This is a genomic window from Planococcus massiliensis (assembly GCF_000821325.1).
Taxonomy (GTDB): Bacteria; Bacillota; Bacilli; order Bacillales_A; family Planococcaceae; genus Planococcus; species Planococcus ruber.
This window is the reverse complement of the sequence record NZ_CCXS01000001.1, coordinates 2,367,296-2,382,683: the sequence shown is the minus strand read 5'-3', so window position 1 is coordinate 2,382,683 and position 15,388 is coordinate 2,367,296. Positions and strand designations below refer to the sequence as shown.

Here is a 15,388-nt window from a genome sequence, read left to right as displayed (position 1 = left end):
TCATCCTTTCCATTTTTACCAGTTTATCATATTTTGTTTCTCCCAAAAGAAATCATACAGGAGATTTGATACAATAAAGGAAAGAAAGAGGTGTTGAGATTGGCAATTTTGGAAGTCCAGTCGCTGACCGGGGGCTATACGCGCAAACCCGTCTTGCAAGATGTGACATTTTCAATTAACAAAGGCGAATTGGTCGGCTTGATCGGCTTGAATGGAGCCGGGAAAAGTACAACGATCAAGCACATCATCGGATTGATGGAGCCGAAATCAGGAGAAATCCGTTTGAACGGCAAGAAATTTGAAGAAGATATGGATGCTTACCGCTCGTCCTTTTCCTATATTCCGGAAACACCGGTTCTATACGAAGAGTTGACGCTCCGCGAACATTTGGAATTGACAGCGATGGCCTATAATATTGAACCGGCCCGTTTTGAAAAACGTTCGGCTGAATTATTGAAAGAATTTCGCATGGAAAAAAGGCTGAAATGGTTTCCTTCCCATTTCTCTAAAGGGATGCGCCAAAAAGTCATGATTATGAGTGCATTCCTCGTGGATCCGGCTTTGTATATCATCGACGAACCGTTTGTCGGGCTCGATCCGCTTGGCATCAAATCCTTGCTCGACCAAATGGAGAAGCAAAAGAAAAAAGGGGCTTCGGTGCTCATGTCGACCCATATCCTGTCCACGGCCGAGCGCTATTGCGACCGCATCATCCTTTTGCACAATGGGCGCATTCGGGCAGTCGGCACCATGAAGGATCTGCGGAAAGCATTTGATATGCCGGACGCTTCATTAGATGATTTATATATTGCGATGACTGAGGATGCTGTCAATGAAGAACTTGCATGAGGTATGGGATAACCGGCTTCAAAAATATATGCGGGAAGTCCAGAATTATTTAAAATATATAGTTACGGGCCATATTGCAGTTGTGCTGCTTTTTGCCATCGGCGCAGCGGGCTATGCCTACAGCGAATGGGTGCAGAACGTGCCGCCGGATTTTCCCGGCGCATGGCTAATGGCGTTTGTTTTTGCTTTGCTGCTGGCATTTAGCGCACCTTTCACTCTTTTGAAGGAAGCGGACATGGTCTACTTTTTGCCGCTTGAAAGCAAATTGGAGGAATTTCTGAAGCCGGCATTGAAATGGTCGTTTTTCTCACAATTGTATTTGCCGGTGATTGCGTTTATCGTGTCATTGCCGATGGCCAATGCTTTATACGGATTGCCATCGTCTTTATTGATCGGGTTGCCGATCTTGCTGCTATTGATCAAATGGTGGAATATCCAAACCGAATTTTCGTTCCGCAAAGCGAAAGCGGGGAGAGATGCCTGGCTTGACCGGCTGGTCCGTTTTGTTTTGGTGCTGCTCTTCGTCTATTTCTACGTTATCGGCAATCTGCTGATAGCCGTGCTCTTTTTGTTTGCCATGATCGTTTATGGCCGCTGGGTGAAAGGGCAGGCAGCAGGAAAAGCCTTTGCTTATGAACATTTCATCCGGCTCGAAGAAAACCGGATGCTGCGGTTTTATCAATTCGCGAATTACTTTACGGACGTTCCGCACATTAAAGGGAAAGTAAAAGAGCGGGCTTGGCTAAACTGGATTTACAGCCTGGTCAAAGCAGGGCCGCAAAATGCTCACTTCTATCTAATTTTAAGAACCTTTATCCGGTCGGACGAATTGTTCTATCTATGGATTCGTTTGACGGCCATTTCGATGGCAGGCGCATGGCTGATTCCATTTCCAGTGGCCATCGCCATTTTCATCGCTGCCTTGGCATTCGCTTCCAGCATCCAAATTTGGCAGGGCCTGAATCAAAAACAGCATTTCCGTATGGATAATCTATTTCCGCTGACAGCTTTCAGCCGAGAGCAAGCAGTCGGAAAACTGGTGTTGATTCTTCAAAGCATCCAAGCGGTGCTTGTGGCGATCGTTTTGCTCATAGCTGGAGAGCCTGCCATAGCCTTGATTGCATTCGCAGCCGTCCTAGTGGTTTCTTTCATCACATTGGCTTTTGCGAAGAAGAAAAAATGAAAAAAGGAGTTGGCCCCAAAATTACGTGGGCCAACTCCTTTTTTATTCGTGGAAATTTACTGCAGCTGTCCCTAAAGTTTTAGCTGCCAGCAGCATCGCTTCTTCTTTGAAATCGAATTTCGGATGATGGTGCGGGTAGACTGCCCCGTCCGGCATTGCTCCTGTGAAGAAGAACGTTCCTGGGATTTCTTGAAGGTAATAGGCGAAATCTTCGCCGCCCATTTGAGGAGGGCATTCATAGACCTCAGTGACTCCGGGAACGGCTTCAGCAATTTCTTTTAAGTACATTGTCTCGGCTTCATGGTTGACGACCGCCGGATAGCCTCTCATAAAGTTGAAATCGCTATGGCTATCGGTGGCGATATTCGTGCCGTCAACGACGCGCTGCATTTCTTTCTCCATCAATAACCGTGTTTCTTCTGAAAAAGTGCGGACCGTTCCGGAAAGGACGGCGTGGTCCGCAATGATATTAAACGGGTTTTCTGCAACAAATGAAGTGACGGACAATACAGCCGACTCAAGCGGATCCACGCGGCGGGCAACCAATTGTTGGAGATTATTGACAAGCTGTGAGCCGATAACTACAGCATCTTTTGTTTCATGCGGCATGGCCCCATGGCCACCGCGCCCTTGAACGTTTATCGTGAAGCTGTCGGCTGCGGCCATGACCGGACCAACCCGGTAATCGATTCGGCCATACGGAGTAGTAGACCATAAATGAGTCCCGAAAATAACGTCAACGCCGTCTAAAACGCCCGCTTCAATCATCGGCTTTGCGCCTCCGGGAGCAAGTTCTTCGGCATGCTGGTGAATGAGCCGGTAAGTGCCTTTCAATTCGCCGCGCATTTCATGCAGGGTTTTTCCAAGCACCAATAAAGTGGCCGTATGCCCATCGTGTCCGCATGCATGCATCACACCTGGCACTTGCGATTTATAAGGGACGTTTTCTTTTAAATCCTGGATCGGCAGTGCATCGAAATCAGCGCGCAAAGCAACAGTTTTTCCCGGTTTTGCGCCTCGGATCGTAGCTACTACGCCATTCCCGCCAATCCCGTGCTTTGCTTCAATTCCCAATTGTTCATAATAATCGCGGATATAAGCCGCTGTTTTGGATTCATGGAAGGAAGGTTCCGGATTCATATGGAGGTGGCGGCGGATCTCCACCATTTCTGGATAGCGTTCTTCGAGTCGGTTATATAATTTTTCAAGCATCTTTTGGATCTCCCTTCAATAGTCGAAATAGTTCCACTACAATCATAGCACATCAGCTTGAAGAGAATAGAAGGGAAATATAAAGAAGAGACGGACTTGCAAAATAAAAAAGAGGGCGCAGAGCCCTCTTTAATAATTAAAGTTTAAGAAGGTGGCCACAAAGTAGATGATCACCATTAAGATAGAAGGAACTGCATAAATCGCATTGGACAATGTTTTTTTCTGCGTCAAAGCATAAATGGTCAAAAGGGACATGGCGAGTACACCGACTGCGATGATCATATGCGCTCCGGAAACCGCTGATAGGATAGGCCCTGCTGTATAAACGGGGTCAGAAATGGCCAAGATGATCATATTAAAGATATTGCTTCCCAAAATGGCGCCGACTGCCATATTGACGTTATTCAACCGCAACGCAACGAATACAGAAATGGCTTCCGGCAGTGATGTAGTGGCAGCAATCAGGAAGCTGCCGATAAAGCTGGAACCGATTCCGGTAATGACGGCTATTTCGTCTCCTGTGACCGAAAGAGCAGTACCGGTTCCAAGAACGACCAAAGCCGCAATGATAAATCGGACGATGGCGGCTTTAGGCGATAAATCTCCGCTTGGGTTATCCGGCTCCTGTTCTGAAATTGACGATTCTTCTATAGAAGGATCCTGCGATTGGAGCTTATTGATGAATACCATACCGGCAATATAGGCGACCGCGATGATTAACGCATCCAGCCCAATTCCCAGGAAGGAAATATCGATTCGCAGCCACAAAGAAAGGATGACAAGGACAGTCAGCAATAAGCCGAGAAATGCCGTGTACAGGTGATCTTTGCTGGCACGTTCCAAAATCCGTCTGCGGCGCAGCAGAAAATCAAAAGTTGCCAGGATAAATAAATTAAACAAATTGGAGCCGATCATATTGCCGACTGCAATATCGGCATTGCCGATGGCTGCTGCAGAAAAGCTTGTCGAAACTTCCGGAAGGGAAGTTGCTCCAGCAAGAAGCAAGGTGCCGACCATCATCCCGCCCATCGCAGTTTTCTCGCTGATGACATCAGCATATTGCGATAATTTGATGGACGCAATTACGGTTACGATGGCAGCTAGGATAAAGTAAATAAAAACCATTTATTTTCCTCCAGTCGTCTATGTATTAAAGAAGCCTCATTAGATGAGGCTCGCTTATTATTTTTCTTCCGGCTTTGCTTTGTACATGGTGATATAAGAAGAACCGGAGAAAATATGCTGCCGTTTTTCGGCTGGTGCATCCGCTTGTGTTTCATGCGCTTTTGAAAAAGCCTGAGATTCTTTCCATTTTTCATAGAAAGCTGGAGATTCCCATTCGGTCAGCACGACATACGTATCTGAATCTACAGGGCGCAGGACACGGAAGGCCACATATCCGGGTTCATTTTCAACGGCTCCTGCCCGGTTTTTAAACCGGTGCTCAAAAATCGGCCGGCCTTCATCCGTCACCGGAATATGGTTCATGACAAAAAAGCCTTTTTCCTTAAACGTGCCGGTGCCATCGACAACTTCATAACGCCGCGGCGTCTGGAAAATCGTTTTGCCTTCCGTTTCATGGAGCAGCAAGGTCGTATTTTCCCCTTGCATCAGCACCATCGTTTCCTGCGGGTGCTTTTCTCTCATTTTCTTCATAAATTCGTAAGTTCCAGTGGTCATAAATAAATTCATCCAAAAAACCTCCTCATCAATCTTCTAAATCAATCTTCTAATCTTATTCTTCCCTTATCTGCCAACATAAAACGCTTTATGAACAAGCTGTGAAGCGAGAAGAGTCTAATTTATGACATTTACCTAAGGATTCTATACAATAGGAAGCGGAGCGTCTATAGTAAATTACGGATAACGAAATAGAACGCAGTGGAAGATAAGATTGAAGGGATGAAAAAAAACATGACAGCATTTAACGACATGTACTTAAGAGCTGCCCGCGGAGAAAAAACGGAACATACGCCAGTATGGTATATGCGCCAAGCTGGCCGTTCACAGCCGGAATACCGCAAAATAAAAGAGAAATACTCGCTGGAGCAAATTACTCACCAGCCGGAGCTTTGCGCTTATGTGACAAAGCTTCCTGTCGATCAGTACAATGTGGACGCAGCGATTCTTTATAAAGACATCGTGACGCCGCTGCCGGCAATCGGCGTAGACGTTGAAATCAAAGCTGGAGTTGGTCCGGTTATCGATAACCCGATCCGTACAATGGCAGATATTCAGCGCCTCGGCGAAATCAACCCGGAGCAGGACGTCGATTTCGTTCTTGAAACCATCCGAATTTTGACGCAAGAACAATTGAATGTGCCGCTGATCGGGTTCTCAGGTGCGCCTTTCACACTTGCCAGTTATATGATTGAAGGCGGGCCATCGAAAAGCTATAACAAAACAAAAGCGATGATGGCATCTGAGCCGGAAATGTGGTTTGCCTTGATGGATAAATTGGCAGATACCATCATCCCTTATGTAAAAGCGCAAGTAAAAGCGGGAGCAAAAGCTGTCCAAATTTTCGACTCGTGGGTTGGAGCTTTGAATGTGGAGGATTACCGCATCTTCATTAAGCCTGTCATGGATCGGATTTTTGCAGAACTTCGGACTGAAGGCGTGCCTTTGACGATTTTCGGTGTCGGTGCAAGCCATTTAGCTAAAGAATGGCATGACTTGCCAGTTGATGTAGTCGGCCTGGATTGGCGCTTGCCGATTTCTGAAGCGCGGAATATGGGAATGACGAAGACTTTGCAAGGAAACTTCGATCCATCCTTCTTGCTGGCAGATTGGCCGGTCATTGAAGAGCGTGCGAAAAAGATTTTGGATATGGGCCTGCAGCAAGACGGCCACATCTTCAATTTAGGGCACGGCGTCTTCCCGGAAGTACAGCCGGATACATTAAAGCGGTTAACGGCATTTGTGCATGAGTATAGTGCTGCCTATAAAGCAAACAATTAATTGAAGCAAAAATTTCTTATGAGGTGATGGAATTGAAAAAGACAATGGGATTATTGGTAATGGCTTATGGTACACCATACGAGGAAGCGGATATCGAACGTTATTACACGCATATTCGCCATGGCCGCAAGCCGAGCGAAGAAAGCCTGGAAGATTTGCGCAGCCGCTATAAAGCGATCGGCGGATTGTCGCCGCTTGCGAAAATTACACAAGACCAAGCGGATGCTTTAGGCGCTCGCCTAAATGAAGTGCAGGATGAAATCGACTTCAAAGTATACCTTGGATTGAAGCATATCGAACCATTTGTGGAAGATGGTGTTGCTGCAATGGCGCGTGATGGCATTAAAGAAGCCGTATCGATCGTTCTTGCACCGCATTTCTCTACTTTCTCGGTAAAATCCTACAATGGCCGCGCAGCAGAAGCTGCTGAAAAAGCGGGCATCGAGTTAGTATCTGTTGAAAGCTGGTATACAGAGCCGAAATTCATCCAATACTGGAGCGAAAAAGTGAGTGCAACTTTTGCTGCCATGTCGGAAGAAGAACGCGCTAAATCTTGCTTGATCGTTTCTGCGCATTCATTGCCAGAGAAGATCATTGCAAATGGCGATCCTTACCCGGACCAATTGAAAGAGACAGCGGCTTTGATTTCTGAAGCGGCAGGCGTAGAAAACGTAGAAGTGGGCTGGCAAAGTGCCGGCCAAACGCCAGAGCCATGGATCGGGCCGGATGTACAGGACTTAACGCGTGAGTTATACGAACAAAAAGGCTATACTTCATTCGTTTATACGCCAGTCGGCTTTGTAGCGGACCATTTAGAAGTTCTTTTTGACAATGACTATGAGTGCAAAGTGGTTTGCGATGAAATTGGTGCAGCGTACCACCGTCCAGAAATGCCGAATGTGCAGCCTTTGTTCATTGATGGCCTGGCAGATGTGGTATTGAACAAACTAGCAGAATAATAATTGGATCGGGAGTGAATATGAAACGTGACAGAACGGACGCTGAAAGCAGCAGTCGTGGGCGGAGGAATATCGGGCCTGTCTGCTGCATACTATTTGCAAAAACAAGCGAAAGAGCAGGGCATTTCGCTGGATCTCACAATTATTGAAGCGGTGCATCGCTTAGGCGGAAAAATCCAGACGCTTCATAGAGACGGTTTTGTAATTGAGCGTGGACCAGACTCGTTTCTTTCCCGTACGAAAACGATAGATAGCTTAGCCCAAGAGTTAGGAATTGAACACAAGTTGATAGCTAGCGGATCAGGCGAAAGTTTTGTAGTGGTTGAAGATCAATTGCACCCGATTCCGAAAGGGTCCGTCATGGGCGTCCCTACGGAATGGGGGCCTTTTATCGGCTCGCACTTGTCTTCCTGGAGCGGGAAATTTCGTGCAGCGGCTGACTTGGTCATGCCGAAATCTGCCGGATCCGCTGACCAGCCGCTGGGCAAATTCATGCGCCGCCGTTTCGGAAAAGAATTGGTGGAGAATTTGATCGAGCCGATTTTTTCCGGCCTGTACGGCGGTGATATTGACCGCATGAGCTTGGCTTCTACTTTTCCAGCTTTCTATCAAATTGAGCAAAAACACCGCAGCCTGATTGCTGGCGTGAAAAAAGATGAAGCGCTGGATGCAAAAGCTTTTACCACAACGAGTGAAGGCATCTTTCAAACATTCGAGAATGGCATGCAAACCTTAGTGGACGCGCTGGAAAATGCGCTATCCGGTTGCACCATCCTCAAAGGTGTGAAAGTCGATAAGATTCGGCATGAGCAGGACAAAGCGCTTCTGCGTTTGAACAATGACTCGGACCTTCTCGTGGACGAAGTGATTTTTGCCTTGCCGCATGAAAAGATTCAGCCCTTATTTGAACCGGCCGGCTTGTTGAAAGATCTGAAAGAAATGCCATCGACGTCCGTAGCTACGGTGTCCATTGCCTTTTCGCGAGCGGCCATCGACTCTTCTGCTGCAGACGGCATGGGATTTGTGGTTTCCAGAAACAGTGATTTTACGATTACGAAGTGTTTGGCGATGCATACGAAATGGCCGGCCCATGTTCCGGCAGGGAAGATGCTCTTTAAAGCATTTGTCGGCCGGACCGGAGATGAAGCGGTCGTCGATTTATCGGACAAGGAAATTGAACGGATGGTGCTGGAAGATTTGCGGAAAGCCATTCCGATTTCTGGAGAGCCTGACTTTACCGTCGTCACTCGCTGGAATAATTCGATGCCGCAATATCAAGTAGGGCATGAAGCCCGCACCCAAGCGGCAAAAGAAGACTTGAATAAAGCATTCCCGATGGTTCAGCTGATTGGCAGCTCTTTTGAAGGAGGCGGCATGCCGGCTTGTGTCGAGCAAGGCCAAGCAGCGGCGCAAGAAGCCATCAAACGGCACCAATCGAAGAAATGAATGCGGAGGTAAGAACATGAAGAAATTAGCATGGCTCAGCCTGCCGATGCTGCTGTTGGCAGCATGTGGATCGAACGACGATTCAGCTGGCGCCGGAGATTCAACGGAAATTGTAGAAGTGGAAATTACGACGCCGCAGGAAGTAGAAGTGGCTGAAGAAGTTACTTTATCCGTAACGGTGACGCAAGGAAGCGAAACGGTAGAAGACGCTGACGAAGTCGTTTACGAAGTTTGGCAGTCCGGTGACCGCGATAATAGTGAAATGATTGAAGCTGAACATACAGAAGACGGAATTTATGAAGCGGAAACCGTTTTTGAAGAAGAAGGCCTGTATTATATGCAGGCCCATACGACGGCCCGGCGCCTTCACGTGATGCCGAAACAGGAAATCACAGTTGGCGACCCGGATCCCGCTTCCATCGTTCCGGATGACAGCGACGATTCTGAAGGCATGGACAAAATGGATATGGATGAGCATTCCGGCCATTAATTCAGCAAAAGGCAAGCACCCGACGGGGGTGCTTGCCTTTTTTGTTTTACAAATTGATTTTAGAAGTTCGTTTACGATCTCATGCTCCGGCAGATAAGATAAGGCCAAATGAATTTGCCCATATCTTGCCTTTCGAATCTACCCGGGAGCTTCCGCTTTTCTGGTGTCCAGACTCCAGCGCCCAGATTCTCGGATCATAAGCCACTCTGGCTATGCGGCTGAAGAAATGCCGCTTCGCCAGATCGTCTTATGCCTTTCGAATCTACCCGGGCTCTTTCGCTTTTCTATTGTCCAGACTCCAGCGCCCAGATTCTCGGGTCATAAGCCACTCTGGCTATGTGGCTGAAGAAACGCCGCTTCGCCAGATCGTCTTATGCCTTTCGAATCTAACCGGGCGCTTCCGCTTTTCTATTGTCCAGACTCCAACGGCCAACTCCTCGGCCTTAAGCTGCTCTTCCTGTGCGGCAAAGAACGCCGCTTCGGAAGTTCAGCTTAAGTCTGCCGGAGCTACCCGGCCGCTTTCGCTTTTCTGTACTACAACTCGTTGCAGGACTCACATTTGCTTCCGTAGCACTCGTGCTGCTCTTCAATCTTTTCTCCACATGTTACGCATTGTTTCGGCGGCAAGTTCTTGAAAAATTCGACTACGTTTTCAATCATTCATCCCAGCTCCTTTGTTATAGTACTGATTCGGTTTATTGAATTGTATTATAACAGTTTGGATTCGTCAACCCTAAACCATGAAATTTTTCAAATTATCCGTTAAACTAAACAAGGTAGAGAAGGCAAAGGAGAGAGATTATGTATTTCGTAGACAATAAAGGCATTACAGACCCGCGCATTAACTTGGCAATCGAGGAATACTTATTGAAGACGATGGATGTGGAGAAAGATTCGTTTCTGCTGTTCTATATCAATGAGCCATCCATCATTATTGGGAAGAACCAAAACACGGCTGAGGAAATCAACACCGACTACGTCGATTCGAACGGGATCCATGTAGTGCGCCGCTTGTCGGGCGGGGGAGCAGTTTACCACGATCTTGGCAACTTGAATTATAGTTTCATCACAGTGGACGACGGCAACAGTTTCCGAAACTTCCGCAAGTTTACGGAGCCGGTTGTGCAAGCGCTTCAGTCACTGGGCGTAGATGCAGAACTTTCAGGGCGCAATGATTTGATGGTGGCAGGGCGCAAAATTTCAGGGAATGCCCAGTTCTCCACAAGAGGGCGCATGTTCAGCCATGGCACCTTGATGTTCGATACGGAAGTGGATGCTGTTGTTTCCGCTTTGAAAGTCAGCAAAGAAAAAATCGAATCGAAAGGCATCAAATCGATTCGCAGCCGAGTGGCGAACATTTCGGAATTCCTGGAAGAGCCGATGACGGTCACTGAGTTCCGTGCAGCGATTTTAAATTCTCTTTTTGAAGGGGAAGCCAATGTGAAGTATTGGGAACTGACCGATGAAGATTGGGCAAACATCCATGCACTGTCCGCAGAGCGCTATGGCAACTGGGACTGGAACTACGGAAAGTCGCCAAAGTTCAATATGAAGCATTCGCATCGCTTCCCGGTCGGCGGCATCGATGTCCGTCTGCAAGTTGAAGGCGGAGCCATCAAAGACGCCAACATTTACGGCGACTTTTTCGGCGTCGGCGATGTCGAGGAAATTGAACGGGCGATTACAGGCATTAAATACGACCGTGCTTCGTTGGATGCAGCTATCAGTGAATTTGATATTCCGAAATACCTCGGCGGCATTACGAAAGAAGAGTTTTTGAAATTAATTTATTAAGAATTCATGAAGAGCCTGCTTTTAAGCAGGCTCTTTTGTTAAAATGGAAATAAAACGGAAAGGGGGAATCCGGATGGCAGCCCAACGAATTTTTATCGTAGAAGATGATTTGAAAATCGCGGCATTATTAGCAGAAACGCTTCGCAAATATCATTACGAAGTGGAAACCGCAAAAGATTTTGACCGCATCTTGGAAGAATTCGAAGCATTTGATCCTCATATGGTTTTATTGGATATCAATCTGCCTTCTTTTGACGGCTATTACTGGTGCCGCCAACTTCGCCAAAAATCCACATGCCCCATTCTTTTCATCTCCGCAAGGTCTGGAGAAATGGATCAAGTATTTGCCTTGGAAAATGGTGGAGACGATTTCATCACGAAACCTTTTCATTACGAAATCGTCCTTGCAAAAATAAGAAGCCACCTGCGCAGGGCGTATGGTGAATATGCGCCAAAACAAGAAGAGCGTTCCGTCAAAGCCGGCCGCATCGAATTGTTTTTGGAGCGCATGGAATTGCATGTGAAATCGGTGATTATTCCGCTTCAGAAAAAAGAGTGCACCATTATGGAATTGCTGTTGTCCCAGTACCCGAAAGTGGTCACACGGGAACAATTGCTGGAAGAGCTTTGGGACGATCAAGCTTTTGTAGATGAAAATACATTGAACGTCAATATGGCCCGTGTCCGCAAAAAATTGGCGGATTATGAAGTGAAATCTTCGATTGAAACGGTTCGGGGATCCGGTTATCGTTTGCTGTTGAATGAGGAGGAGCTGTAATGTTCCGTCTGTTTTTTAAAGAGCACGCGGCGTTCATTGTCTTCCAGGCAATTTTGGTGGCCTTCATCATGGCGCTTTACTGGCTGGATGGCTTCCGGAATGTCGATACCGCGATTTATTCGTTTGTCATCAGTACGTTATTGGTCATTACCTTTTTGGCGGCTCGTTTTGCCAAACGCTACCGCTTTTACCAAAAGATTCTCTCTGTTCCGGATAAGATGGAGCATGCCATCCAGCGTGAAGGCCGATCGCCGGAACAGCTGCAAAGCGAAAAATATATGCATGAACTGTACCGCGTGTATCAGCACGAAGCCCAAGCTTTATATGCTGCGGAAAAGCGCCATCTTCAATTTATGAACCAATGGGTGCATCAGATGAAAACTCCGCTGTCCGTCATGCAGCTTCTCTTGCAGGAAGACAAGGAATTGGATAAAAGCAGTGTGCAGGAAGAAATGGATCGCTTAAAAGCAGGGCTGGATACGGTCTTGATGAATGCCCGCCTCGATACATTTGAAGACGATATGCAAATTGAACAAGTCCATTTGCGTGGGCTTGTATCCGAAATCGTAACCGAAAACAAACGGCTGTTCATTTCAAAGCGGGTTTACCCGGAAATTGACGTGGACGATAATTTTACGGTCACAACCGACCGGAAATGGATGAAGTTCATCCTCGGCCAGTTTTTGACCAATGCCATCAAATATACATTTGAACCGAACAAAAAAGTCTACATCCAAGCAAAATGCCAGGAAGGGCATCTCTTGTTGACCATCCGGGATGAAGGCATCGGGATTCCATCATCTGACCTGCCGCGCATTACGAAAGCTTTCTTTACGGGAGAGAATGGGCGGAAGACGGGAGAGTCCACAGGCATGGGCTTGTACTTGGCGAAAGAAGTGTGTGGAAAACTTGGCCACCAATTCTCCATTTCCTCGGTAAAAGGAGAAGGCACGACGGTATCTGTCTTATTTGACAATGAAGATACAGCAACAGGAGGAGAAGGCAATGCCGTTATTGAAAATCGACGAAGTGACGAAGGTCTATGAAGGAAAAGTGACGCATAGAGCCCTCAATCAATTAAGCTTCGAAGTGGAAAAAGGCGAATTTTTGGCGGTCATGGGGCCGTCCGGAAGCGGGAAAACCACCTTGCTGAATTTGATTTCAACGATTGATTCGTTGACGGCAGGGGAGATTCTGATCGACGGCATCAATCCACATCGTTTGGATAAAAATGAATTGGCCCTATTTCGCAGAAGAAAATTGGGCTTTATCTTTCAAGACTTTAATTTGCTGCAGATGCTGACAGTGGAAGAAAACCTGGTGCTGCCGCTGACACTCGATTACGTGCCGGTCAATGATATGGCCACAAGGGTGCTGGAATTGGCGAAGCGCCTGGATTTGACGCCGATCCTGCATAAACGGCCGAATGAAATTTCAGGTGGGGAAGCCCAGCGCACGGCCATCGGGCGCGCGCTGATCCATAAGCCCGCCATCATCTTAGCGGACGAACCGACCGGGAATTTGGATTCCAAAGCGTCCAAAGACGTTTTGGATCTTTTATCGAGAGTCAGCGCCAATGAAGGCGCGACGATTGTCATGGTGACGCATGATCCGATTGCCGCCAGCTATTGCAATCGGGTGCTATTTATCAAAGACGGTGAATTTTTCAATGAAATCTATGGCGATGAACGTCGCCAAACATTCTATCAAAGGATCTTGAATGTATTATCCTTGCTTGGAGGAAATGTGAATGACCTTTCGGCAACTCGCTTACCATAATGTGTTCCGCAACCGGAGAAGCTATGCCGCTTTTTTCCTCGCAAGCGTCGTTTCCGTAATGGTGTTCTTCGTCTATTCGATGTTCATCTTCCATCCATTATTTGAAGAAGACGGCTTGCAGGTGCTCGCTGTCCGCGGAATGTTCATCGCGGAAGTTGTCCTGTATATTTTTACGCTGTTTTTCCTGTTTTATTCGATGAGTGCTTTTTTGCAGGCCCGCTCGAAGGAATTCGGGATTCTCATGCATCTGGGGATGACCAAAAAGCAGCTCAATAAATTAATTTTCTTTGAAACGATGATCCTCGGTTCGGTTTCAACCGTGGCGGGCATCGCTTTCGGTTTTGCCTTTTCAAAGTTTTTCTTTATGATCGGCCGTGAAATCATGGAGCTCGAATCGCTTCCGCTGTATGTTTCGTGGCAGCCCTTTGCCCTGACGATTGGGGCATTTGCGAGCCTTTTCATCATCATTTCGGTGATCAGCGTCGCTTTTATCCGGACGAAAGGAATCTTGGATTTGCTGCAGGGCTATTGGAAAGTGGACGAAATTACGAACGCCTCGCGCTGGCTGTCTTTTTTAGGCTTTTTGCTGCTGGCCATCTCGTACGTGCTGGCCTCGATCGTGACGGATCAGACCGTTTACACCATGGTGCTGATCATTCCGCCGCTGGCTACATTAGGGACCTATCTGTTCTTCACGCATTCCGTCCATTCTTTGCTGAATCTTTACAAACGAAGAAAAGGGATTTACTGGCATAAGACCCGGTTGGTTTCTCTGGCAGAAGCTTCGGTCAAACTGAAAGACAGCGCACAAATGTTTTTCATCGTGACGATCGTGTCCACTGTCGCTTTTTTAACGGTCGGCACACTCGCTTCCTTTATGTCGTATACGGGGGACTACCGGGAATCAAATCCGCTCGGGCTTGTTTACATTTCATTTGACGGCAATGGCAAAGAGGTGGAGCATGTCGAGGCCTTGACGGCTGAACTTGAAGAAAAGGAATTGGCATACGATCTCGTTCCATTAATAGTGAAGCGGCAGACATCCACGTTTACCGGAAACGATGTGGATATCATCCGCATGTCCGAATTCAATCGTCTGGCGGCATCGCTCGGCTTCGAACCTGCGTATCCCGACCGGGGGGAAGCACTGTTCATCCCGTATTCAAAAGAATCCCTAAAAGAACTGGGTAAAAGCCAAGTCCAAACGGAATTGATGGAAAGCGGAGTTGAACTGTCGATCGACCAAGTCTATCCGCATATTCTTTTCCCGGTGCATACGATCAATTTCAATAGCATTGTCGTAAATGACCTGGACTATGCGGCAATCGACGAACCGCTCCAAGGCTATGCGGACGGGGAATCGACTTTCACTTATTACGCCTTCGATATTCCGTCGTGGGAAGAAACGGTAGCCATTGGTGCGGATTTAACCGCTCAAATTGATAAAGCCGTGGAGAAGGAAGATTTCAGCGGGCTGAATTTCTTTTTTGAGAACCCGGGGGAAGATTACCGCTGGTTCAAATCCTCTTTCGCTATCTTGCTCTTTATCGGTGTCATGGTTGCTGCCGTATTCTTGTTGGCAGCCGGAAGCTTCATTTACTTTAAATTGTATACAGGGCTCGAACGGGACCGGAAGCAATACCTGCTCTTGGTCCGCCTGGGGATGACGGAGAAAGAACTTGGAAAGATCGTCAACCGCCAGCTCATCCCGCAGTTTTTCCTGCCGTGGATCGTTGCCTTGCTGCATAGCACTTTCGCGTTCATTTCGCTCCAAGTGGTGTGGGATGAATTTGCGGAGCTTTCGATACTTGGTGAAATGGTTCTGGTCCTGGCCGGATTCACGATTGCCCAAGTGCTTTATTTCTATTTAATACGGTGGCGTTATATCGCCCATTTGCAAGCATCGTAAAAACGGTGCTTGTTGTATTGTCAGAAGA

15 protein-coding genes are annotated in these 15,388 nt (G+C 47.3%); 11 read left to right on the top strand and 4 right to left on the bottom strand.

Going from position 1 to position 15,388, the window contains the following annotated elements; all coding sequences use genetic code 11:
• Window positions 1-99: 99 nt before the first annotated feature.
• Both BN1080_RS11880 and BN1080_RS11875 read left to right on the top strand, forming a co-directional pair.
• A complete protein-coding gene (locus tag BN1080_RS11880; protein ID WP_052652279.1) occupies window positions 100-849 on the top strand; it encodes an ABC transporter ATP-binding protein in 750 nt (249 codons plus the stop codon).
• The gene (locus BN1080_RS11875) at window positions 833-2,032 is read left to right on the top strand and encodes an ABC transporter permease (RefSeq protein ID WP_052652278.1); all 1,200 of its coding nucleotides are present in this window, start codon (window positions 833-835) and stop codon (window positions 2,030-2,032) included. Before BN1080_RS11880 ends, BN1080_RS11875 begins: the two co-directional genes overlap by 17 nt.
• 42 nt (window positions 2,033-2,074) lie before the next feature.
• On the opposite strand, the gene BN1080_RS11870 is transcribed toward BN1080_RS11875, so the two are convergent.
• The 3 genes from BN1080_RS11870 to BN1080_RS11860 form a co-directional block, all read right to left on the bottom strand.
• Entirely contained in the window at window positions 2,075-3,244 is a 1,170-nt protein-coding gene (locus tag BN1080_RS11870) for an amidohydrolase (protein WP_052652277.1), read from the bottom strand.
• A 129-nt stretch (window positions 3,245-3,373) separates the two neighbouring features.
• Entirely contained in the window at window positions 3,374-4,369 is a 996-nt protein-coding gene (locus tag BN1080_RS11865; protein WP_052652276.1) for a sodium:calcium antiporter, read from the bottom strand.
• 57 nt (window positions 4,370-4,426) lie between these two features.
• Window positions 4,427-4,936, bottom strand: a complete 510-nt coding sequence (locus BN1080_RS11860; RefSeq protein WP_052652275.1) for an antibiotic biosynthesis monooxygenase family protein — start codon at window positions 4,934-4,936, stop codon at window positions 4,427-4,429.
• A 222-nt stretch (window positions 4,937-5,158) separates the two neighbouring features.
• On the opposite strand from BN1080_RS11860, the gene hemE reads away from it, so the two are divergent.
• From hemE to BN1080_RS11840, 4 genes are read left to right on the top strand one after another with little or no spacing between them, the layout of a single operon-like run.
• Window positions 5,159-6,205 (top strand): uroporphyrinogen decarboxylase, encoded by a 1,047-nt coding sequence (gene hemE, locus BN1080_RS11855; RefSeq protein WP_052654582.1) that lies wholly within the window; start codon window positions 5,159-5,161, stop codon window positions 6,203-6,205.
• Window positions 6,206-6,231: 26 nt separating this feature from the next.
• On the top strand, window positions 6,232-7,164 hold the full coding sequence (hemH, locus tag BN1080_RS11850; RefSeq protein WP_052652274.1) for a ferrochelatase: 933 nt from the start codon (window positions 6,232-6,234) through the stop codon (window positions 7,162-7,164).
• Between the two features lie 27 nt (window positions 7,165-7,191).
• On the top strand, window positions 7,192-8,610 hold the full coding sequence (gene hemY, locus BN1080_RS11845) for a protoporphyrinogen oxidase (RefSeq protein WP_052652273.1): 1,419 nt from the start codon (window positions 7,192-7,194) through the stop codon (window positions 8,608-8,610).
• Window positions 8,611-8,626: 16 nt separating this feature from the next.
• Entirely contained in the window at window positions 8,627-9,100 is a 474-nt protein-coding gene (locus BN1080_RS11840; protein ID WP_052652272.1) for a FixH family protein, read from the top strand.
• Between the two features lie 534 nt (window positions 9,101-9,634).
• Here the strand turns inward: BN1080_RS11840 and yhfH are convergent.
• The gene (gene yhfH, locus BN1080_RS17045) at window positions 9,635-9,760 is read right to left on the bottom strand and encodes a protein YhfH (protein WP_110925633.1); all 126 of its coding nucleotides are present in this window, start codon (window positions 9,758-9,760) and stop codon (window positions 9,635-9,637) included.
• Window positions 9,761-9,901: 141 nt separating this feature from the next.
• Between yhfH and BN1080_RS11835 the strand changes: the two genes are divergently transcribed.
• From BN1080_RS11835 to BN1080_RS11815, 5 genes are all read left to right on the top strand, one after another.
• Window positions 9,902-10,894 carry a lipoate--protein ligase gene (locus BN1080_RS11835; protein WP_052652271.1) on the top strand — a complete coding sequence of 331 codons (993 nt, stop codon included), beginning with the start codon at window positions 9,902-9,904 and terminating at the stop codon, window positions 10,892-10,894.
• Window positions 10,895-10,967: 73 nt separating this feature from the next.
• A complete protein-coding gene (locus BN1080_RS11830; protein ID WP_052652270.1) occupies window positions 10,968-11,672 on the top strand; it encodes a response regulator transcription factor in 705 nt (234 codons plus the stop codon).
• Window positions 11,672-12,718 (top strand): sensor histidine kinase, encoded by a 1,047-nt coding sequence (locus tag BN1080_RS11825; protein ID WP_052652269.1) that lies wholly within the window; start codon window positions 11,672-11,674, stop codon window positions 12,716-12,718. Before BN1080_RS11830 ends, BN1080_RS11825 begins: the two co-directional genes overlap by 1 nt.
• Window positions 12,678-13,451 carry an ABC transporter ATP-binding protein gene (locus BN1080_RS11820; RefSeq protein ID WP_052652268.1) on the top strand — a complete coding sequence of 258 codons (774 nt, stop codon included), beginning with the start codon at window positions 12,678-12,680 and terminating at the stop codon, window positions 13,449-13,451. Before BN1080_RS11825 ends, BN1080_RS11820 begins: the two co-directional genes overlap by 41 nt.
• Window positions 13,423-15,360 (top strand): FtsX-like permease family protein, encoded by a 1,938-nt coding sequence (locus tag BN1080_RS11815; protein WP_052652267.1) that lies wholly within the window; start codon window positions 13,423-13,425, stop codon window positions 15,358-15,360. The genes BN1080_RS11820 and BN1080_RS11815 overlap by 29 nt, the downstream gene beginning before the upstream one ends.
• The last annotated feature ends 28 nt before the right edge of the window (window positions 15,361-15,388 follow it).